This window comes from Streptomyces sp. NPDC031474 (assembly GCF_055581185.1).
The window spans coordinates 62,626-85,041 of sequence record NZ_JBVIJX010000005.1 but is presented as its reverse complement, the minus strand read 5'-3'; the positions used below and the strand labels follow the sequence as shown (position 1 = coordinate 85,041).

Genomic DNA, 22,416 nt, shown 5'->3' with positions numbered 1-22,416 from the left:
CGCGCCCGGCGGTACGCGTAGAAGCCCTCACGTCCAGTCGGCGTCTACGAGAACCTCTCAGCTCTGCACCAGACCAAAAACGTACCGCACAAGCTCGCCGTCCTTCTTCGGGACAGCCACGTCGTACGTCCCGTCGGCCGTGACCAGCTCATAGCGCTCGAACTTCGGTGCCATAGGCACCTTCTCGCCCGTGGGCTTGAGCCCGAAGGGTGGCCTCAGGGTCGCGCTCCTCCCACCCCGACGATCAGCCCAGACCGGGTCCTCCCCCACGGCAAGACGCAGGTAACCCTGCCTGGTCCGCGCGATCTCCTTGCCCCTGCCGATCGAAGCCACAGCCGCCCCACCGATGCTCTTGGTGAACCCCACGACCTGAAGCGGCTGCCCGTTTTTGAAGTCCTCGATGTCCTGCGCAGGCGTACGCCGCCGGATCCAGGCCCAACGCAGCAGCACATCCAGTGCAGTCTCCGTCCCCGCAGAACGCCGAACTGCCTTTACTTCCCCGCCCATCGATCCCCTCCCACATACGCCGGCCACCGCACCACTGCCGTTCGGGCGGAACGGTCCGACTTGCTCTGATGGTAGGCCCCCCGGTCCTTGGCCATCTGCGCCAGCAGGATCGCGCCGACCAGCAGGTTCAGCACCGGAATCGCCAGAAAAGCCCCCCGGTCGAACTCCCTGATGAACACGTCCTTCCACGAAGGCGGAAGGGTCCCGTCCGACCACAGCCGGACAACCCGCAACCCGAAGATCCGCTTGCCGACGGTCGTCCCCCACCAGTGCACCAAGGGCATGTAGTAGAGCAGCCCACCAGCCACCAACCCCACTGGCATAAGAACCAACAGCGCAATGCCGTCGGTCGAGGCGACCTCCACGAAGAAGCCGAGGCACGCGAACACGGTCGCGATCACCGTATCCACCACGCGTGCAGCGATCCTCCGTCCGTTGGGGGCCAGCACCAGCACCGGATTCCCGCTCGCGCGAACCACCCCACCCACGTCCGCGACGTACTCGACCTGCGCCCCTTCCGGCCGTGCACCCCACAACGGATCCATGCTTGCCAGATGCTCTCGGTACCACTCCCGCCCCATCGCCCTGACGACCATGGAGGGAACGCCCAACACTCCCTCACGGTTCACGGTCGCAGACCCGCCCATACGAAACTATTCCTTTATCCCCGACGAGTTGACTTATCAAACGCGCGAAATAACGCAAATTAACGGCACAACGGCCGACGTTAGACGACAGGTCCGAATTCGCGGAAGTAATCAGCGGCTTGCTTCAATGCTCGCTCCAATGTCACCAGGCCTTCAGAGTGGCGCCATCGTTGTTCACCAGCCTCGCATGCGCGCCAGGCTTGGGTATATGCCTCTTCAAGTTCCAAGACCCGCTCGACGATTTCAGAAAGCTCATCTGGGGACAGCCTTCGATTCCCGTACTCGTGAAGCCAAGAGTTCATCTGTTCACGAGCGATCAAAAGCTCACCGACTCGGCGAAGGTGGAGCCCACCCACCTTCTCGCTCACGATAATCTCCGCCAATACCTGATTCTGACTTGAATGGCCGGACACCTATAATCACTCCAACATTCGTTTCAGTCTAACCATTCCGCGAGCGCCTTCAGGAATGTCAACCCCGCCATCTCTCAGAATTCCAACACAGTAGGTCACGCAACTGTTGTGGATTCCATCATATGGCCCGAGGTCTGCGCCGATGGTCTCCATCTGTGCACGCAGCGCAGCCTGAACATCCGGCAGATGGAATGCGAGCTCAATGGTGTTGGGGCCAAGATCTTCAGCAACCGTGCCCGTAGTTGGCAAGCCGTTGAAATTCCCGTTATGCCCCACACCATTAATCAGCTGCTCTGTCTCCAATGGTTGCCCCCCGGGCGCTTCTACCCGGATTGTGGCGTGACCCATATCGGGATCCCACCGAACCGTTGCAGTCCCCCCACAATTGTGAACCAGAAGCGGCGTTGCCCCAGCCAGCACATAGTACGTATGCGTAACCGAAACAGTCAGATCATGGGTGAGATGCTCCTCGTGCCAGATCTTGACCGAGGAGATCGCGACTGCGAGCCCCGAGGCGGTGTGCAGTCGCATCCCAGGCTTGAGGTGGCCGGCGTCGACCCACTCGCCCTTGGACTCCACCCAGAACGGATGGGTCACCGTGGCCACGATCTTCGACGGTTTGCCGCCGTCGGTGTCGCGGATCGTGATGGTGGCGAAGTCCCTGTCGTACTTGGTGGTGATCAGCTTCTCGACGGTGCGGGACTGGCTCTGACCGGTCTCGGGGTCGGTGGCCCGGACCTTGTCGCCCGCCTTTATGTCCTTGATCTGCTTCTCGTGGCCGTCGGCCATGAGGACCTTGGTCGCGGGCAGGAAGCTGTGGTCGCACTTGGCAGCGCCGCTGCGAGGTGCGGCCGTCTCCGCGCGCTGACCGCCCCTGGCGGCGCCCGCGGCGGCGGTCCCCTCCGCCGCCGTGTCCGCCGCCTTGGCCCCGGATCTGGTCGCCGCCTTGGCCGCGGAGGCCGTTTCGGTACCCTTCGCGACGGCCGCCGCCCCCGCCCCCGCGATGCCCATCGACCCCGCAATGACAGAGCCGCCTTCGGCCGCCACCCCCACGGACGCGCCGACTACGGCCCCTCCGAGGCTGCCTGCTTCCGCGCCCGCGGTGAAGCCCTCGGCGCCCGCTGCCAGCACGGCCGCGCAGCCGCCCGCGGTCGCCGCGACGCAGGCGACGACGCCCACGACCGCGGCCGTGGCCACCACGGCTGCGATTACCGGGTGCCGCTGGACGGCGTGGTAGGCCTTGTGGGCCAGGTCGGATACGTGGCAGGAGAGGGACAAGCCACAGCTGTGGTGATGACCGTTACCGAGGTAGTGAGAGCCGCCGCCGCTGTGATGAGTCCCGCTGTCGCTGCTGCTCGACGACGAGGCCGTGTCGTCGCTGCCACCGCCACCGCTGAAGCCAATCGGCAGGTAGAGGCCGCTGGGGTCGCTGTTGCTGACGGGGTTGTCGGCCGCGTACGTGTACCCGTCAATCTGTTGGGCGTCCGTCAGTTCCAGTACCGGGTCGTCCGAGACGAATCGGCCGATCGTCGGGTCGTACTCCCGCGCCCCGAGGTGCGTCAGGCCGCTGGTGGTGTCCTGAACACCGGCAACGAAGCCCTTGTCGCCCAGCCATGAGCCCGAAGTCGGCTGAGTACCACGTGTGTTGCCGAACGGGTCCAGGCGGCGGCGTGTGATCGCCTGTGTGGTGGCGTCCACCGCGGTCTCGGCTGTGTCGTGGGCGTCCGCGACCTGCCACTGGAGGCTGCCCGAGCTGGTACGGACGGCTACCGTCTGCCCCGCCCAGCTGTAGTACCGCGTCCCCGTGGTCGTCGTCGTGCCCTTGGCGAGGCGCACCTCCGTGTCGCCCAGGTAGAGGGTCGTACCGGAGTCGTCGCGGGAGAGCAGCCGGTTGCCGTCCGCGTCGTAGAGGTACGACGCCGAGGTGCCGTCCGCGTTGGTGGCCTTGGCGAGGTGACCCTCGTCGTCCCAGTCGAGGGTCTGGGTCCTGCCGTCCAACACACGTGTGTGCGTGTTGCCGGAGGCGTCGTACGTGTACGAAGCGCTGGTCGTGGTGCTGCCGGTGACCGTGGTCGACGACGTCAGCGTGTGGGCCTGGCTGGTGCCCGGCGTCGGGTAGACGAATGACGTCGTGCTGTCGTCGCCGCCCGTCGCCGTCGCGTGGTTGACCTGGGTCTTGCGGTTGCCGAGGTCGTCGTAGGCGAAGCTCTGCCAGTACGGCGCCGGGCCGCCGAGCACGGCGGTCGACGGGCTGGCCGAGCAGCCGTCCGTCGCGGTCCAGGCCTCGGTGAGGCGGTCGTGGCCGTCGTAGCGGTAGCACTGGACGTCGTCGGTGGCGTCTGCGTGCGTGGCGACCTTGGTGGGGTTGCCGTAGTCGTCGTACGTGTACGTGGTGTCCTGGACGGGGGCCGTGTGGGTGTCGTCCGTGACCAGCTCGCGCTGCAGGCGGCGCGTGCCGTCCTCGTAGGTGTTGGTGATCTGGAGCCACTTGGCGGTGTCGGCCGAGGACACCCCCAACGTCACCTGTGCGATGTCGCTGAGCTTGGTGTAGTTCGTCTTCTCCACGTAGCCCGTCGCGCCGCTCAGCGTCGTCGGCATGCTCAGGTCGTTGTAGCCGTACTCCAGGGACTCGGACGGCAGTCCGCCCGCCACCGGATCGGAGGTCACCTGGACGGTGCCGTCGAGGTTGTAGCCGATCGTCGACGTGTACGAGCCCGCCAGGGCCTCCTCGCCGGTGACCGAGGGGATGGTGACCCGGGTCAGAGTCGGTCGGTACAGGGAGTCGTAGGCCCCGACCTGGCTGATGTACGCCTTGCCCGAGCTGCCGCCGACATAGCGGATCGCCGACGTGGGCCGTCCCTTGACGAGCGAGTCGTAGGTCCACTTGGCCAGTTCGTGCGTGGCGTCCTTGGTGGTGCCGTCGTACATGTCGGTCTTGCGACCGAGGGCGTCGTAGGAGTAGCTGAGGGTCTTCTCCTCGGCGGTGCCCACCGCGGTCGTCGTGGAGGCGACCTGGTCCAGCTCGTTGTACGCGGTGGTGGTCCTGCCGGCGTCCGGGTCCGTGGAGCTGGTCTTGCGGCCCATCAGGTCGTAGCCATAGGACCAGGTGTTGCCGTCGTCGTCGACGACCGACTTCAGGCGGCTCATCGCGTCGTACGCGTACTTGATCGACGTGTACGAGCCCGTCGGCGCACCGCTGTCGTACTGCCGGGTCTCGGTCGTGCGGCCGAGGGTGTCCGTGAGCGTCGTGGTGGCGATGCCGCCCTGGGGCGGGGTGACCGTCGTGCGGTCGCCGCCGTACGCCGTGGACGTCGTCGAGCGCTTGGCGCCGTTGGCGTAGAAGTCGGCGGCCGTGGCGCGGCCCGCACCGTCATAGGTGGTGAGGGTCTGGGCAGGGACGGCTGACGTGATGTTCGCCAACGTCCCGGACGGGGCGGACGTGTCCGTGTAGTCGGCGTCGGCCTCCACGGCCAGCCCCCGGCTGTCGTACTTCGTCTCCGCGATCACGCGGCCCCCGCCCGGTGCCGGGGTCTGCGTCTGGCGCGGGCGCAGGAGCGCGTCGTACAGGGCGTACGTCGTGTCGTACGTCGTGCCGTCGTTGTTGAGCTTGCCCGTGGAGACCACCGAGGCAGCGGTGTTGGAGATCGAGTACGTGTAGACGAGGCTTGCGGGCTGGTTCGAGGACTTGGACCTGTTGGCCAGCCACAGTCCGGTCACCCGGCCGAGAGCGTCGTAGGAGTAGTCGGTCCGCTTGGTGTTCGGATCGATCACGGACGTGGCGATGCCACGCGCCGGGTCGAAGTTCGTCGTGGTCGAGTAGCCCTTGGCGTCCGTCGTGACCGTGCTGGTCAGCGGGCCGCCCGTGGCAGGGGTGTACTTGGTGGTGCTGACGACCGCCGCGTTGGTGTCCTTGACCGAGTCGACCCGGCCCTGGCTGTCGTAGTGGCTCGTGGAGACCGTCTGGTAGACCGGACTGCCGCCGCTGTAGGAGGACAGCCGCTGGGTGGAGGTCTCGTCGCCGATCGTCGGTGCGGTGCCGTACGCCTGGCTGTCGTACAGGGTACGAACGTCGGAGACGACATCGTTCGGTCGGTTGGCCGTGGCGTCGCAGGCGACGTCGACCGTCTCGACCCGGACCGGGAAGGCCCTCAACCAGGCGGTGGTGTTGTCGGCGAGGGTGGTGCGGGTGCACTGCTCGTCGCCGGTGACCGCAGTGTCACCCGAGTCGTCGACCGTGAGCGCCGCACCAGTCGTGTCGTCGTACGTCGTGGTGACGGTGGTGTCGCGGGTGCCTCCGGAGGACAGGTCGGTGCGGTTGTGGACCGTCCGGGCGCGGGTGTAGGCGGAGTCGCGCGTACCGTCCGTGCCGGTCCGGCGGATCCACGGATCGGTGATGGTGCCCGAGACCTCGGTGCTGCCGTTGTAGGTGATCGCCTCGCGGACCGTGCCGGCCAGCGGGTCTGCGTCGGTCACCGCCGTCCCGGTCGAGTCGGTGACCTTGGCGGTGCGCGTGGTCCCGTCGGAGTGCTTGTCGCCGTCCATGCCCCGGAAGTAGGTCGAGACCGTCTTCGTACGCGTCGACTGCGCATCACCCGTCGTCGAGGTGACGCTGCCGTAGCCGCGCCAGACCGACCAGGTCTTGCGCTTGGCGGGAGCCGTGACGTTGTCGGTGTCGTAGTGCCAGGCCGGGGAGCCGTTGTAGGTGTAGTCGGTCTCCTTCAGCGGGGCCCCGCCGGTCGGGTCGGACTCGGTGACCTGGGTGATGACGTATTTGTGGAACCAGTCCAGTTGGGGGTCGGCCGTGTACGGCGGCTGCCAGTACATGGGGAAGCAGCGCAGGGTGTCCGAGTCCGGGCCGCTCGGCATGGTGGTGCCCGCTACGCACTGCGGGTCGGAGTAGTTGACCGTGAGGACCGAGCCGGTCTCCGAAGTGATCTTGCGGACACGCCACTTGACGAGTGCGGCGATGTCGTCGTGCGTGGTGTCGACGCGGTTGAAGAGCTGGATGCCCTCGAACGTGACCGGCGGCATGGCCGTCGTGCCGCCGTCCTTGCCCGTGCGGGTGATGGACCTCAGCCACAGTCCCGCGGAGGTGCCGTCCCCGGGGTCGGGGAAGGCGTGGGCGAACGCCCAGGAGTCGACGTCCCGGTAGGCCGGGGTCGACAGGCTCGCGTCCCAGACACTGGTCGTGACGCCCGTGAGGCGCTTGCGTGAGAAGAACGTCGGCCCGGTCGCCTTGCAGACCTTGCCGGAGGCGCAGATCTGGTCGAAGGGCACGTCCGGCCAGTGGGCGGCCGTGGTCGAGGTGAGCGAGGAGCAGTCCTCGCCGCTGGTCACCACGCAGCGTTCGGCGGTGGTGAAGGTGACCTTCTCGGGCGCGGTGCCGAAGACGGTGGAGGAGGTGATGCCGTAGTCGATCCGGCTGAGGTAGCCGCCGCGGTCGTACACCGTGCCGTTGTCGGTCGTGGTGCCGTTCTTGGCGTAGTAGTTGGTCTCCTTGGTGTACCAGTACGACATCGCGTTGCCGTGCGGGTCGACGACGTAGTCCAGGTTCCAGCGCCAGGCCTGGGTGAGCGCGCGGCCGGAGAAGGCGGTGCCCTGGTCGTAGCCGGGCTCGCCGGTGTCGTCACCGAAGACCGGGGCGGTGTAGGTGGAGTTGGTGACCGCGGCGCCGGTGGTCCAGCCGGGGAGGCGGTTCTTGCCGAAGACGTACTGGGTGCCGTCCTGAGTGGTGACGGTCCAGTACTCGCCGTCGTTGTCACCGTTCGTGGCGCCGGTGGAGTGGACGACCCGCTCTCCGTCGTCGGTCTTGGGGTGCCAGTCGCCGCTGGTCTTGTCCTTGATGAGCGGACTGGACTTGCCGCCGAGGACGAGGGTGGCGTTGTCGTTCGCCCAGCACTCGTCGTTCTTGTCCTTCTGCCCGTCGTCGTCGCAGGAGTCGTAGGAACGCTCGATGTAGGACGTCGAGAGGTCGAAGCCCTCGCCGACCCAGGACGGCTGGTTGTTGGTGGACGGCAGCCGGCCGTCGACGCTCTGCGCGTCGTAGGCGATGGAGAGGTTCGGGGCCGGGCCGCCGTTGGACGGGGGCACGGACAGCGGATACGACCAGGTGAAGTCGCCGCTGGAGCCACCCGCGTTCCAGGCGGCGGACGGGTTGAGGGACGTCGCCTGGTAGGAGCCGGCGCCTGAGGTGGCGGTGGCGGCGGTCGCGGCGAAGGCCGTGATGGCGGCGGAGGTCACCGGGGCGGTCGTGGTGAGGGTGTGCTGTTCGACGTCGTTCGTGGTGGCGACCGGCGTCGTGGTCCGGCACTTCTCCAGGGCCGGGGTGGTGAGCGAGCAGGCGGGGAGGCGTACGAGGGTGAGACGGGAGGCGTAGTCGCCGCCGTAGGCGTTCGCGAAGCCGGAGTAGTCCAGGGTGAGCCGGGTCTGGGCGGTGCCCTTACGGCCGTCGGCGCGGGCCACGGACAGCACCGTGCCGTTGATGCCGAGGGCGGCCGCGGTGCTGTGCGCGGCCACCTTGACCGCCACCTTGGCCGGGGCAACCCCCTTGGCCGGGGCGCTCACCTTGAGCGGGAGGTTTCCGACAGAAGTCGCCCTGGCCAGGGCCGCCTTGACCGCCACGGGCAGAGTGGCTGCGGACGCGGCCGGCCAGACGACGGGCTTCGCGACCCTCTCGGCCGTACGGGCAGCGGCAGCCTTGGCCGGGTCCGTGGCCGTGAACTTTTTGGCTTTGAAGGGCACGGCGGTGCCGTTCTTGGCCTCGGGCGTGTCCATCGTGTTGTGCCCGTGCCGCTCGGTCGCCCATACGGCCGGGGCGGTGCCCAGGCCGGTGGCCACCAGGGCGCTCGCTGTGACAGCGACGACCCACAACCGTGTCCGCCGTAGCCCACCCATGACTGCACTCCCGATCGTGTGACGTGTGAAAGTCCGGAACGTCTGTCGCGTGTCCGCCGTCGTCGGCGGACGGCCTTACAGAGGTTTGGGCACTTCGTTGACGTACAGCTGGTCGATCGCGGTGCCGGACATCACGCCGGTCCATACGCGCACGTCGTCCACAAGGCCGTGCGCGTAGTCGCCGTACGCGCCCGTGCCGGTCCGCCCGCGGCCGACGCTGAACGTGCCGGTGGCCTGCCAGGGGGAGGTGAAGACGACTCCGTCACCGGTGTCGTCGTCGGTGTCGGTGTCGCCCTGGGCTCCCTGCCTGACCCCGTTGACGTAGAGGAGGAGCTGGTGGTGGGCTCCGTCGTAGACGCCGGTCAGGAGGGTCCACCCGCCCGGGTCGACCAACTGGGCCGAGGCGATGTCGGCGGGGACCGTCACAACGGCACCGCCGGTGGTGTCGGCAGTGCTGCGACCGAAGACCCACATGCCCTGCGTGGAGCCCGCGGCCTGGTCGTACCAAAGACCCCAGGAGTCGCGTACGCCGCCGGACTGGGTGGCGATCCTCATGTGGTGCGCCACGGACGTGTCGGACAGCGCCGCCGCGTCGAGCTTGGCCCAGGCCGCCACGGTGAAGTCGCCCTGGGAGTCGACGATCGGGCCGGAAGCGGTTGCGTTTGCCGTCGACGTCCCGTCCAGGGAGAGGACGTTGCCCTTGCCGCCGTCGGTGTCCTCGGCCCAGGCGCCGCCGGTGGCGATGGTCGCCGTGTGACCGTATCCGGAGGAGTCGGCGGCGCTGGTGCCGGACGTCTCCGCCATGCCCCACTCCGCGGCCAGAACCGGCCGGGCCTGGCGGGTGCTCGGGTCGGTCTCGGCCTGGAGATCGGCGATCTCCTCCTCGGACAGGATCCGGTTCCAGACGGTGACCTCGTCGACCTGGCCGGTGAAGTAGTCGGAGAAGCTGCCGCCGTGCTGACCGCGGGCGATCTGCAGGCCTCCGGTGGCCTGCCAGGAGGTGGTGTAGGAGACGGGCACGCCCTGCGGGATGCCGTTGACGAAGAGCTGGATGGTCTGTTCCTGCGTGTCGTACACGCCCATCAGGTGCGTCCAGACGCCGACTGCCGGCGTGGTGGTCGAGGTCGAGCGGCTGATCGTCGGCGTCACGACATCGGATGCGTACCGGTTGAAGACCCAGGCGTTGGCAGAGGTCGAGTAGTACAGGGCGAAGGCGGATCCGTTGGTTCCCGCCTGAGCCAGGGCCACGGAATCGTGGGAGGTGGCGGTCAGCCTGACCCACGCGGAGGCGGTGAAGCTCTTGGTCGTGTCCAGTACCGCAGAGGTCGTAGCCGCGTACGACGAGGTGCCGTTGCCCTGCACCGACTTGCCGAGCCTGGCATGGTCGGACCAGGTGGCCGACCCGTACAGGGTCGCGGTCCGTCCTCCGACCGCATCGGCCGCCGTGGTGCCGGTGCCCTCGTCCATGGACCACTGGGAGAGCGGGCCCGCGCCGGGCGCGACCTTGAAGGTGTAGGTGTAGCTGGCCGAGGCGTTCCCCGCGGAGTCCCAGGTCTGGACGGTGAGGGTGTTCACGCCGCGGACATCGGGAGTCAGGGACAAGGCGTAGCTGGTCGTCGCGGCGGTGAAGGTCTTGGTCCGCACCGGGTTGTCGTTCAACTGGTAGGCGTACTTGACCACGTCCGCGGCCCCGTTGGCCTTGAGAGTGAAGGCCGCGGCAGCCCCGACGCCGCCGTAGGCCGTGCAGTCGTCCGGAGTGTCCGGGCTCGTGCACTCCGGGTAGGCCGTCGAGTCCACGTCCGGCTGGACGGGAGCCGAGGTGTCGATCCGGAACCAGCAGGCGGGGCTCCAGGCCGAGTACATGAAGCCGGTCGTGCCGTTGAAGGTGTACTTGTACTGGCTGCGGGCGCGGAACCAGTACGTCTGCCCATTGGTCAGCGCCGCTGTCGTCCACGTCCCCGCCGTGCCCGAGGCCGTGTATGCCGACGGGTTTCCCGCGCCCACCAAGGGATCCCCGACGTTCGCGTCGTACCGGTACAGCTCGAAGTTCGGGCGCAACGTCGCCTGCGAACCGTCCGCCGACTTCGGCGCCGCCGTCACCGTCGGCGTCGTGTCCCTGATCACGGCGGCGGTGCCGCGGCTCGTGGCACACGCCAGGCTCGGGCTCGACGTCTTCACACCGGTGGGGAGGCTCGGCTTGGACACGAAGGTCACCGACAGGGTGGGCTTGGTGTCCGACGGTGAGGCGAACTGCTTCCAGGCGACCGCATCGGTCTCGGATGCGGCCTGCAGACCGAGTGTCGTCGTCGCGGAGGACTGGCCGGCGGTGTAACTGACGGCGCTGGTGGCGTCGAAGGAGACGTTCCCGCCGGGGCAGGAGGACGAGTACCCCTTGGCGGCGTTGACCGAGTCCACCTGGGCGGCCCATGACGGCTGCGCCGACCATTTCGTCGACGACGAGATCGCCCCGGTGCGCCACAACTGCACTGCCTTGGCAGTGCAGTTCGCCGACCACACCTCCAACGCTGTGAAGGTCGCCGAGAGGATCTTCTTGCCGCCCAGGGTGTGTGTGTCGAACTGGTAGAAGGACCGGGCCTTCTTGTTGTCGACCCACGCGTCGTAGCCGACCCCGAGCGCATGCGAGGTCTTCCAGAAAGACGTCCCCGTCGCGCTTGACCACACCGTCGTCCAGCCCGCGAGAGACGCGCTCGTCGTCTGAGGGTCGAGCACCACGGGGTAGGTGGTGTCAGGGTTGTCGAGGAAGGACCGGTCCGGCTTCAGGGTCAGTGCGTCGTCGGAGACCGTCACATCCATGACGGTCGATCTGGCCCCCGGGTCGGGACCGTCCACCGCGTTCCCGCCCGAGCTGGCGACCTCGTCGGACGCGGTTTTCGCGAGGGTGTGCGGCGCCTTCGAGGCCGTGGCCGGGGTCGCGCCCTGGGACGATGCGGTGAGCGCCGAGGAGTCGTACATCAGCGCCGTGCCCGTGGTGAATACCGGGCGGCCCTGATCGTCCACGAGCGCGGCTCCGCCGGAGTTCGTGTCATACGCGGCGAGACCGACGACGGAGACGGGAAACCGAATGCTCGACAGTTCCTCGTTCTGGGCCGCGGCACGGGTCTTGACCACGAGGTTCTCGCTGAAGCCGTCCGGCGTCGCCCGGACCACCAAATCCGTCGCGGGCATGACATCTGCATAGGTGGCAACGGAGCCTGACAACGTGGGAGTCGGCAGTGTCCACGGCGAACTGACGCTGTACGTCTTCCCGCCCTGCGTGATGCTCGCCAAGGGGGCGTGGGAGCCCCCGCCGGAGAAGGTGATGTCTGCCGCGGCGGCCTTCGGCGCGATGGCTCCGGAAGAGGTCTTCACCAGGCCGGTGTCGACCGGCACCCATCCCGCCGCCTTCTTCACCCGTACCGGCGTCGGATCGAAGTCGACCCTGAAGGTGCCGTCCGGCTGCGCCGTGACGAGCTGCGTGGGGGTCGTCTCCGCGCTCACCTCGACGGGTGAGCCGGACTCGGCGGCCTTCTGCGAGGCCGCTGCCTCGGGTAACAGGTCACTGGTATCGGCAGCCACCGACGAGGATTCCGGCGGCGTTACGGCGACCGCCTGGGGGCCCGTGGCGCCCAGTGTGGGCACTAGTAAGACCGATGCCACGAGCCAGGCTCTACGTCCCAGCACACGCCTGCCCCACCCCATGGCCCCCACCCCGTACTCACAGAATCCTTACAGACGGGTGATCAAAGCCCGGGAAATGGCACGCGTCAATCACTTACCAGCGGCACGAAGTTGACCAAATCCACTCTTAAATCACACCTGCCAGGCAAAGGAAACGGACAGAATGCCCCATCGAGGAGCCATCGAAAGGCAAAGGAGACTCAAAGTCACTGCTCTGTAACGCCTCGTAAACCCGAAGGATCGAAAGGAACGGGAAAACCTTCCCCGTCTCTCGATCAAACGGAAAACGAGGCGGGAGGTAACGACTGTCCTACGGGAACACGACCGTCCGACGCCCGTTGAGCAGGATTCGTCGTTCCGCGTGCCACTTGACCGCGCGGGCCAGGGCCTGGCATTCGACGTCGCGGCCGATGGCGACCAGCTGGTCGGGGGTGACGCCGTGGCCGACGCGTTCGACTTCCTGCTCGATGATCGGGCCCTCGTCGAGGTCCGCGGTGACGTAGTGCGCCGTCGCGCCGATCAGCTTCACGCCCCGGGCGTGCGCCTGGTGGTACGGCTTCGCGCCCTTGAAGCTCGGCAGGAAGGAGTGGTGGATGTTGATGATCCGGCCGCTGAGCTGCTTGCACAGGTCGTCGGAGAGAACCTGCATGTAGCGGGCCAGGACGACCAGCTCGACGTCCTGCTCCCGGACCAGCTCCAGCAGCTCCGCCTCGGCCTGCGCCTTGTTCTCCTTCGTCACCGGAATGTGGCGGAAGGGAATGCCGTACGAGCCCACGAGCTCGGCGAAGTCGGTGTGGTTGGACACCACGGCCGCGATCTCCACCGGCAGCGCGCCGATGCTGGCGCGGAAGAGCAGGTCGTTCAGGCAGTGGCCGAACTTGCTGACCATGAGGACGATGCGCATCTTGTCGTCGGCCCGGTTTATCTGCCAGTCCATGTGGAAGGAGTCGCCGATCGCCGCGAAGCTCGCGCGCAGCTTGTCCACGGTCACCGGCGGCTCGGCCGAGAAGTGGACGCGCAGGAAGAACAGGCCCGTGTCGCGGTCGCCGAACTGCTGACTGTCCTCGATGTTGCAGCCGGTCATGAAGAGGTAGCTCGACACGGCGTGCACGATGCCCTGCTTGTCGGGGCAGGAAAGTGTGAGGACGTACTGATCGGCGGGGGTTGCCGCGGCTCGGGTGGACTGCTCAGTCATGCAGGACAGGGTCTCATGCCCCTACCGGCCGAACAGAACGCTGTCCGCCACGCGGACCGGCCCTACGCCGACCTGGTCATGATGTGCAGCACCTCGAGGGTCCGGGGCGGGGCGTCGGGTTCGTCGCCGTCGGCCGTCGCCATCCGGACGTGCGCGTCGCGCGCCGCCCGTACGGCGTCCGGCCAGCCCTGGTGCTCGACGTACGCGGAGACGGGGGCGTCCGGCCCGACCTGGTGCATGATCCGCAGCACGCGCAGCACGGCGGTGTCGACGAGCGCCGCCTCCTGCGAGTCGCGGAAGATCGTGCCGACGTACTTCTCGGCGGACCAGTTGTCGAGCCAGGTGTCCTCGACGAGGCGGTACACGGCGTCGGTGACGTCCCCGTACCCTTCGACGCCGGCCAGCCAGACGTTCTGCTGGAACACCGGGTCGGAGAGCATGTGCAGCGCGGAGCGCACATTGCTGCGCCAGCGCCACCACGGCATGTCATTGAGTGGCATGCCGCCCATGGTGGAGGAGCGACGGCCGCGACGGGAAGAGTTCTCCGAACCTTGCACGGTCATCGATCGTACGTTTCCCCGTCACAGGAGCCTCACGGGCCCCCACAATTCACCTCGACGTCACCCCTCGTTGACCGTGAGTCACTCGCAGGTTGGCTATGTGACGGAATCGTGCGTGTCCATGACCGGCAAGCGACGCACTTCCCTGCGAAGTACCTTCCTCCCCAGGTCCTTCCGCTTCACCAGGTCCGTCAGAGCAACCGCCCTCTCGGCGGGCGCCGTGGCCGCCTGTGCGTCACTCGCCGTCGGTTGTGGGGTCGTCCCCGGTACCACGGGGGGTTCCGGGGACGACTCGATCGTCGTCATGACATGGGCTCCCGAAGGCACGTCGGCGACCAACAAGCCGGGCATGCCCGCCTTCGCCCGCGCCTACGCCCGCTGGATCAACGCGAGCGGCGGCCTCAAGGGCCGCAAGCTCAAGGTGCTGACCTGCAACGAACACAACGACACCGTGTCCGCCGCGAAGTGCGCCCGACGGGCGGTCAAGGAGGACGCGGTCGCCGTCGTCGGCTCCTACAGCCAGCACTCCGACGCCTTCTTCCCCTACCTGGAGGGCGCCGGCATCCCCTACATAGGCGGCTACGGCGTCACGAACGCGGAGTTCACCAGCCCGCTCTCCTACCCCGTCAACGGCGGCCAGCCCACCCTCCTGGCCGGCCTCGGCAAGGAGCTGGCCGCGACCTGCGGTCCCGTCTCCCTGGTCCGCCCCGACACCATCGCCGGCGACGCGCTGCCCACGATGCTCAACGCCGGGCTGACCGCGGGCGGCCACGACAAGGCCAAGGACCAGCGCGCGCCGGAGGACTCCACCGAGTACTCGGCACAGTCCGAGACCGCCCTGGAACACGCGACCGACGGCAAGAGCGCGAGGAACGAGAAGGGGTGCGTGGTGCCCGCCCTCGGGGACCGCACCAGCACCTTCATGGACTCCTTCCGGCGCGCCCGCACGGACTACACCGACGTCAACACCGCCACCGTCCTCGGCAGCGTCGACCAGACGGTCATCGACGCGGCCGGCGGCAGCTCCGGGCCGTACGAGGGGTCCTACGTCACCGGCTGGTACCCCGTGGCGAGCGACCCCGCCTGGAACCCGATGAAGAAGGTGATCAGCGAGGAGGCGTTCTCCGACACCCGCATCGACGCCGGCGACACCGGAGTGCAGACCACCTGGATCGCCTACAACGTGTTCCGGCAGGCCGTGGAGTCGCTGGGCGACGGCGAGGTGACCTCCGCCTCCGTGCGGGGCGCCCTGGACGACGGGCTGAAGATCACCACCGGCGGGCTCACGCCGACGCTCCGCTGGCAGTTCACCGACCGGCTCGCCTCCATCGGCTTCCCCCGCCTGGTCAACGCCGACGTCACCCTCCAGACCGTGCAGAAGGGCCGGCTGGTGGCCGCCAAGAAGGGCTTCACCGACGTGACGAAGACCCTGGAGAAGGCGGACGTCGCCTGACGAACCGCCCCCTCCCCCTGGCTGGAGCTGGGTGAACCGGCTGGAGCTCGGTGAACCGGCTGGAGCTGGGTGGGCCGGTCAGAGCTGGGTGGGCTGGCGCCGGGTCAGGCCGTACGTCTTCGCGATCTCGTTCCACAACGTCGCGGCCTGCGCCTTCTGGGCGCTGGCGGTGCCGCTGTCGCGGTTGCCGGCCTGCGTCTCGGAGGTGGTGCGGGCCGAGCCCTTCTTGCAGCTCTTCTTCTTGCTGCCGGCGACCTGGTCGGCCCAGGCCGCGTAGTGGTCGTCTGCGGACGCGGACGCCTGCCACGCCTTGGTGAGGGCGGTGGTCAGCGCGTCGTGGTTCGGCAGCTGGTCGACCTTCAGCCCGGACAGACTCGTCACCAGGTCGGTGCGCTGTTTCGCCGCGGCCCGCAGATCCGTGGCGGCCTGCGCGAGGTTGCCGCAGGACTTCACCTCGGCCACCGCGCTGATCACGCTGGCCCGGCTGCTGCCGCTGTCCGCCAGCAGCTTGTCCAGCGCGACGGCCTGCTGCTCGGCCGCACCGGCGCCCTTTGACGCGGACCCGCCGGTCACGGGAGCGGACGCGGCGACGGTCTTGTTGTCGTCGCCCTTGCCGCCGCCCCCGCCGGAGAGCAGCGCGCCCGCGCCGACCCCGACGACCGCGAGGGCCACCCCGATCGCCGCGAACAACGGCACCCGCGATCCGCTACGGCCACCCCGGCCGCCGTCGTCGTCACGCGCCCCGCGCCGGCTGCCCGCGGCCGGGTCACCGGGCGGGCTGTAGGCGGGCTGCGGGGAGCGGGCGGCGGGCCCGGCACCGGCGCCGTAGCCCTGCGGGCCGCCGTAGCCGCCATGGCCGCCGTATCCGGGGGGCTCCGGCTCGGAGAAGCGCGGGAGCTGCTGCGTGGACCCGGCCGGGCTCTCGCTGCCCGGGCCGCTGCGGAAGAGGTTCTCGAACTCGGGGGGCGGCTGCCGGTCCCCGCCGGCCTGTGCGGGGACGGGCGGGAGGTACTGCGTGGCCTCGGCGTCGGAGTGCGTGCCGGGCTGCGCGCCCGGCTGGGTGCCGTGGGCGGGCATCGGGCCGGGGCCCGGAGCGGGCCCGTTCTGCGGGGTGCGACCCAGGAAATGGGTCGACTCGGCCTGGGTCTCGGGCGGCAGTGCGCCCGGCACGACCGGCGGCAGGTACTGCGTCGCGCCCTCGTCGACAGGTGCGGCGGCGGGAACGGGCGGCAGGTACTGGGTGGCGCCCTCGTCGACCGCGGACGCCGGAGTCGGGGCCGCCGGTATCGGCGGTATGTACTGCGTCGCGCCGTCGTCGAAAGCCGCGGTGGACGCCGCGGCGGCAGAGGCGGCGGGGGGAGCGGCCGGGGGCAGGGGGGCGCTCGGCGTGCCCTGGCCGTACGTCGGATACGCCGGGGCCGGTGCGCCCTCCGGCGGGAGAGGGCCCGCGCCCGGCTGTGTGCCGCCGCTCCACGGGGCCGCCTGCGGGGCGTTCCACTGGTCCAGCTGCTGGTGCTGTTGATGCTGCTGCTGGGGTGCCTGGCCGCTCTGGTCCGACTGGTTCGACCGGTCCGTCTGGTCCGTCTGGTCCGTCTGGTCCGTCTGGTCCGTCTGGTCCGCGGGGAGCGGCCAGCCCGGGGACGGCTGTTGCGGGGCGGGCGTCTGCTGGTCGGGACCCCAGGGCTGTCCCCAGGTCTGGCCACCGGCCGGCGCCTGCTGCTGCCCGTACTCCGGTCGGCCGTACTGCTGCTGCCCGTACTCGGACTGCCCGTACTGCTGCTGGCCGCCGTACTGCTGCTGACCGTGCTCCTGGCTGGGCTGCCGGCTGGGCTGCCGGTCGTGCTGCTGAGCGCCGTACTGGCCGGAATGGTCGTCCGACGTCGGTGCGGGCGGCTGTTCCGGACGGGGGACCCGCCGTGGGGCGCTCGTCGTCATTCCCGGCAGCAGGGGTTCCCCACCGTCGGAGGGCAGCACGATGCCTTCGCGCGCGGGCTGCGCCGAGGGCTCCTCGCCCTGTCCACTCTGCGTCACCGGGACTCCTACGAATGGGGGACCTTCGGAATCGTCGGCTCACGCTACCGGGTCCCCGGAACCCCGTGCCACGCAGCTCAGAACGTGATCTCCCTCCCGGTGAGGCCGACAGTGACGTCGGTAACAGATCCGGAGCGCCGTGCGCTGTTTCCATGGCCTGCCGTGCGGGACCTCACTGTTTCCCGCACGTTCACGCAGCGGCGCCCCGTCCGTTCACGCCGCGGTCTGCAACTCCAGCCGCGCCCCGAACTCCCTCACCACCGATTCGTCCCGGAACGGCTCCAGTCGCTGCTGGAGGTCCTCCAGGTACTCCGCGCCCCGGTTCGAGCGGAGCGTCTCCAGCAACTCGACCGCTTTCAGACCGGTGTTGCAGGCCTGTTCGATCTCGCGCTGCTGCACCTGCGCGGTGGCCAGCAGGACGTATCCGATCGCGCGCCGGCGCGCACGGCTCTCCGGATGCCCGGCCAGGGACTGCTGCGCGCAGCGCGCCGCCGCCTCGGCCTGGCCCAGGTCGCGGTGGCAGTGCGCCAACTCGTCGGCCAGATAGGCCTCGTCGAAGTGCGCGATCCACACCGGGTCGTCCCCGGCGGACGGATCGGCCGCCTCCAGCGCCGACACCGCCCGCCCGGACGCCGCCTGCGCCTCGCGCGCGTCACCCATCAGCGCGTGCCCGCGCGCCTCCGCCGCGAGGAACATCGCCTCCGCGCGCGGCGTCACACGTCCACGCGCCCCCTCCTGTGCCGCGCGCGCCAACTGGGCGATCTCGCGGGGGTTTCCGAGCTGGGCGGCGAGATGACTCATGGAAGCGGCGAGGATGTATCCGCCGTACCCTCGGTCGCCCGCGGCCTGGGCGAGCCGGAGGGCCTGGATGTAGTAGCGCTGGGCGAGGCCCGGTTGGCCGGTGTCGACGGCCATGTACCCGGCGAGCTCCGTCAACCGGGCCACGGCCGCGAAGAGTTCCCGCCCGACCGCCTCCCGGTAGGAGCCGGCCAGCAGCCCCGAGACCACGCTGTTGAGGTAGTGCACGACGACGGGACGGACATGCCCGCTGCCGTACTGGTGGTCCAGGTCGACCAGCGCCTGCGTCATCGCCTTGACGGCCGCGACGTCGGACAGCCCCACCCGGGGGCCGGCGGAGCGCGCCACCTGCGCGTCGGGCGAGGAGATCAGCCAGTCACGGCTCGGCTCGACCAACGCCGAGGCGGCCACGGACGAGCCGGAGAGGAAGTCCCGCCGGCCCACGTCACTGCGCCACAGCTCGCAGACCTGCTCGATGGCCCCCAGTACCGTCGGCGAGAACTGGAGACCCACACCCGAGGCGAGGTTCTTGCCGTTGGCCATGCCGATCTCGTCGATCGTGACCGCACGGCCGAGCTTGCGGCCCAGCGCCTCCGCGATGATCGCCGGGGCGCGTCCGCGCGGCTGCTGTCCGCGCAGCCAACGGGCCACGGACGTCTTGTCGTAGCGCAGGTCGAGACCGTGCTCCGCACCGCACATGTTGACGCGGCGGGCGAGCCCGGCGTTCGAGCACCCCGCCTCCTGGATGAGCGCCTGCAGCCGTTCGTTCGGCTGCCGCGCGACTAGCGGCCTTGCGGCCATTGGCACTACCCCCTGTGGAGTTCCGTACCGAAAAGTTCCGGCCGAGAAGATCAATGCCCCACGGACATGGTGAAAATGCGATGCATGCGAGGATTGCCGAGTATTTCCGGGTTACCGACGGAAGCCCGCCCCTACCGTGACTACCCGCTCCCGCGCCCGTTCCTGCCGCGCGCCCCCGCACATGCACCCATGCGCCCCGGACGGGAAATCGATGCTCCTCCCCCGCGCAAACGGGCGGGCGTAACCCCTGGTGACCGCTAGAGTTGTGCTCATCGTGGAAGAGACCATCGCGGGCGCCGAAGCCACTCAAATCCCGAAGCAGCGCGGGGAATCGCTGCTCGAGACCGCTGTTCGCTATGCCGAGGAACGTCATTGGGACGTCTTCCCCGGCACCTGGCTGGAACCCGTCGACGGGGTGCAGCGCTGCTCCTGCGGGGAAGCGGCGTGCGACGCGCCGGGTGCGCACCCTGCGCGCCCCGACTGGGAGACGCAGGCCACCGGCAGTGCGACGGTGGCGCGCCGGATGTGGCAGCAGCAGCCGACCGCCTCGATCCTCCTGCCCACGGGGCGTACGTTCGACGCGATCTCCGTTCCGGAGACGGCCGGGTTCCTCGCGTTGGCGCGCATGGAGCGGATGGAGTTGACGCTCGGTCCTGTCACGTTGACGCCGGACCGGCGGATGCAGTTCTTCGTGCTGCCGGGGGCGTCGGCGAAGGTGCCGGACCTGGTGCGCAAGCTGGGCTGGTCGCTGGGGGCCCTGGATCTGGTGACGTTGGGCGAGGGGACGTTCGTCGCCGCGCCGCCCACCCGGTTCGGGTCGAGGGGGGCTGTGCAGTGGGCCTGCCGGCCGACGGCCGCCAACCGGTGGTTGCCGGACGCGGAGGAACTGATCTCGCCGCTGGCCTACGCGTGCGGCAGGGATCGCTGACGCCGGATCGTCAACTCCGGATCATCAACAGCGTCAACGGCCTCAATCGTCTCAATGGCTTCAATGGCTTCAACACGTCCTTCGCAGCGGATCGTTGACGACACATGATCAACAGCGCGCCGTAGGGTTCCCTGTATGACGTCCGTACGCGTGCGTGGGCTCTGGAAGCGGTTCGGTCAGCAGGTCGCTGTCGCCGGAATCGATCTCGATCTGCCCGCAGGGAAGTTCATCGGGCTGGTCGGGCCCAACGGGGCCGGGAAGACGACCACGTTGTCGATGGTGACCGGGTTGCTGCGGCCGGATCAGGGATCCGTCGAGGTCGTCGGGCACGACGTGTGGCGGGATCCCGTGGCGGTGAAGGCGCGGATCGGGGTGCTGCCGGAGGGACTACGACTGTTCGAGCGGCTGTCGGGGCGTGAACTGCTCGGATACACCGGCCGGTTGCGGGGGCTGCCCGGCGCCGAGGTCGACAAGCGGGCCACGCAGCTGCTCGACGTCCTCGACCTGGCCGGCGCCCAGCACAAGCTCGTCGTCGACTACTCGACCGGCATGCGGAAGAAGATCGGGCTCGCGGCCGCGCTGCTCCACAATCCCGAAGTCCTCTTCCTCGACGAGCCCTTCGAGGGCGTCGATCCGGTGTCCGCGCAGATCATCCGAGGGGTGCTGGAGCGGTACACGGCGTCCGGGGCAACGGTCGTCTTCTCGTCCCATGTGATGGAGCTCGTCGAGTCGCTGTGCGACTGGGTGGCGGTGATGGCGGCGGGACGGATCCGGGCGCACGGGACGCTGGCGGAGGTGCGGGGGTCGTCCCCCTCCTTGCAGCAGGCGTTCCTCGAACTGGTCGGGGCGCACGGGCGGGACACCGGCTCCGACCTCGACTGGCTGGGCGGCGGGGCCGCCCGATGAGCGGCGTGACCGGCACCCTCGTCCGGCTGAAGCTGTCGCTGCTTCGAGGCGGGCTGCGGCAGTCTGCCGGGCGGCGGGCCGCCTACGTCGCCTCCGCCGTCGTCACTCTGCTGTTCGCCGCGTTGCAGCTGATCGCGTTGATCGCGTTGCGCGGACACGACCACGCCGTCTCGCTGGTGGTGCTGCTGGGGGCGGTGCTGGGGCTGGGGTGGGCGGTGATGCCGCTGTTCTTCCCCAGCGGCGACGAGACCCTGGACCCGACCCGGCTGGTGATGCTGCCGCTGCGGCCCCGGCCGCTGGTGCGGGCGCTGCTGGCGGCCTCGCTGGTGGGCATCGGGCCACTGTTCACGCTGCTGATGCTGGTGGGGTCGGTGGTGGCCGTGGCGCACGGGGCGGCGGCCTGGGCGGTGGCCGTCCTCGCCGTCGTACTCGGGCTGCTGGTGTGTGTGGCGCTCGCGCGGGCCGTGGCCGCCGCCAACATCCGGCTGCTGTCCAGCCGCAAGGGCCGCGATCTGGCGGTGCTGAGCGGGCTGGTGATCGCGGTCGGGGCGCAAGTCGTCAACTTCGGGGCGCAGCGGCTCGGGACGTCCGGGCTGGGGCAGCTCGATCCGGTGGCGGACGTGCTGCGGTGGCTGCCGCCCGCCTCCGCGGTCGGCGCGGTGGACTCGGTGAGCGAGGGGGCGTACGGGGTCGCCGTCGCGCAGATCGCCGTCAGCGCGGCGGCGTTGGCGCTGCTGGTGGGGGTGTGGGCGCGGACTCTGACGCGGCTGATGACCTCGCCCGACGGCTCCACTCTCCAGGCCGCCGAGCCGACCGCGCGGAAACGACGAAGCGCGGCGGGGCTGACGGGGCCGGCGGGGCCGGCGCGGCTGCTGCCCGGCGGGCGCACCGGGCCGGTGATGGAACGCAGCCTGCGCTACATCTGGCGCGACCCGAAGACGAAGGCGGCCTGGGTGACCTCGCTGGCCATCGGGCTGATCGTGCCCGTCTTCAACGCCGTGCAGGGCACCGGCTCGATCTACTTCGCCTGCTTCGCCGCCGGGATGCTCGGCATTCAGATGTACAACCAGTTCGGGCAGGACACGTCCGCGTTCTGGATGGTCGCGCTGACCATTTCCTCGTCCCGGGACGCCTACGACGAGCTGCGGGCGCGGGCGCTGGCCCTGCTGGTGATCACCCTGCCGTACGCGACGCTGGTGACCGTGCTGACGACGGCGCTGCTCGGCGACTGGCCGAAGCTGCCCGAGGCGCTGGGGCTGTCGTTCGCGCTGCTCGGCGCGATGCTGGCGACGGGCGCCTGGACCTCGGCGCGCTTTCCCTACTCGATCCCGCAGGAGGGGCACAAGAACGTCGCTCCCGGGCAGGCCGGACTCGCCTGGATCGCGATCTTCGGCGGCATGGTCGCGGCGGCCCTGCTGTGTGCGCCCGTCATCGCGCTGACGATCTGGCTGAACGTCAGCGCGGGCGCGGACGCCTGGACCTGGCTGCTGCTGCCGGGAGGCGCGGTGTACGGCGTGGGCGTCACCGTGCTGGGACTACGGCTGGCGGCGCCGAGGACGGCGGAACGGCTACCGGAGATCCTGACGGCGGTCAGCAAGGGGTGAG

At 69.3% G+C, this 22,416-nt stretch carries 13 protein-coding genes; 4 read left to right on the top strand and 9 right to left on the bottom strand.

Features of this window, described 5'->3' with window-relative positions; translation table 11 throughout:
• Positions 1–57: 57 nt before the first annotated feature.
• From ACZ5SK_RS11065 to ACZ5SK_RS11035, 7 genes are all read right to left on the bottom strand, one after another.
• Positions 58–507, bottom strand: a complete 450-nt coding sequence (locus tag ACZ5SK_RS11065) for a hypothetical protein (RefSeq protein ID WP_334579031.1) — start codon at positions 505–507, stop codon at positions 58–60.
• On the bottom strand, positions 492–1,052 hold the full coding sequence (locus ACZ5SK_RS11060; protein ID WP_334579030.1) for an RDD family protein: 561 nt from the start codon (positions 1,050–1,052) through the stop codon (positions 492–494). Before ACZ5SK_RS11060 ends, ACZ5SK_RS11065 begins: the two co-directional genes overlap by 16 nt.
• Before the next feature lie 182 nt (positions 1,053–1,234).
• Complete coding sequence (locus tag ACZ5SK_RS11055; RefSeq protein WP_334579029.1) at positions 1,235–1,522, bottom strand: hypothetical protein; 288 nt, start codon at positions 1,520–1,522, stop codon at positions 1,235–1,237.
• Between the two features lie 51 nt (positions 1,523–1,573).
• Positions 1,574–8,461, bottom strand: coding sequence for a polymorphic toxin-type HINT domain-containing protein (locus tag ACZ5SK_RS11050; protein ID WP_334579028.1), 6,888 nt, complete (start codon positions 8,459–8,461; stop codon positions 1,574–1,576).
• A gap of 75 nt (positions 8,462–8,536) precedes the next feature.
• Positions 8,537–12,037 (bottom strand): LamG-like jellyroll fold domain-containing protein, encoded by a 3,501-nt coding sequence (locus ACZ5SK_RS11045; protein WP_334579027.1) that lies wholly within the window; start codon positions 12,035–12,037, stop codon positions 8,537–8,539.
• A gap of 412 nt (positions 12,038–12,449) precedes the next feature.
• The gene (purU, locus tag ACZ5SK_RS11040) at positions 12,450–13,334 is read right to left on the bottom strand and encodes a formyltetrahydrofolate deformylase (protein WP_334579026.1); all 885 of its coding nucleotides are present in this window, start codon (positions 13,332–13,334) and stop codon (positions 12,450–12,452) included.
• A 62-nt stretch (positions 13,335–13,396) separates the two neighbouring features.
• Positions 13,397–13,897: an SCO4402 family protein gene (locus tag ACZ5SK_RS11035; RefSeq protein ID WP_079661564.1), complete on the bottom strand. Its 501-nt coding sequence runs from the start codon at positions 13,895–13,897 to the stop codon at positions 13,397–13,399.
• 118 nt (positions 13,898–14,015) lie between these two features.
• Here ACZ5SK_RS11035 and ACZ5SK_RS11030 point away from each other — a divergent pair, with 118 nt between their 5' ends.
• Entirely contained in the window at positions 14,016–15,347 is a 1,332-nt protein-coding gene (locus tag ACZ5SK_RS11030; RefSeq protein ID WP_334579025.1) for an ABC transporter substrate-binding protein, read from the top strand.
• A gap of 78 nt (positions 15,348–15,425) precedes the next feature.
• On the opposite strand, the gene ACZ5SK_RS11025 is transcribed toward ACZ5SK_RS11030, so the two are convergent.
• The gene (locus ACZ5SK_RS11025) at positions 15,426–17,378 is read right to left on the bottom strand and encodes a hypothetical protein (protein WP_468416659.1); all 1,953 of its coding nucleotides are present in this window, start codon (positions 17,376–17,378) and stop codon (positions 15,426–15,428) included.
• A gap of 213 nt (positions 17,379–17,591) precedes the next feature.
• Positions 17,592–18,977 carry a transcriptional regulator gene (locus ACZ5SK_RS11020; protein WP_468416661.1) on the bottom strand — a complete coding sequence of 462 codons (1,386 nt, stop codon included), beginning with the start codon at positions 18,975–18,977 and terminating at the stop codon, positions 17,592–17,594.
• Positions 18,978–19,242: 265 nt separating this feature from the next.
• Between ACZ5SK_RS11020 and ACZ5SK_RS11015 the strand changes: the two genes are divergently transcribed.
• From ACZ5SK_RS11015 to ACZ5SK_RS11005, 3 genes are all read left to right on the top strand, one after another.
• Entirely contained in the window at positions 19,243–19,905 is a 663-nt protein-coding gene (locus ACZ5SK_RS11015; RefSeq protein WP_334579022.1) for a bifunctional DNA primase/polymerase, read from the top strand.
• 135 nt (positions 19,906–20,040) lie between these two features.
• A complete protein-coding gene (locus tag ACZ5SK_RS11010; RefSeq protein ID WP_334579021.1) occupies positions 20,041–20,811 on the top strand; it encodes an ABC transporter ATP-binding protein in 771 nt (256 codons plus the stop codon).
• Entirely contained in the window at positions 20,808–22,415 is a 1,608-nt protein-coding gene (locus ACZ5SK_RS11005) for a transporter (RefSeq protein ID WP_361702265.1), read from the top strand. Before ACZ5SK_RS11010 ends, ACZ5SK_RS11005 begins: the two co-directional genes overlap by 4 nt.
• Position 22,416: the final 1 nt, after the last annotated feature.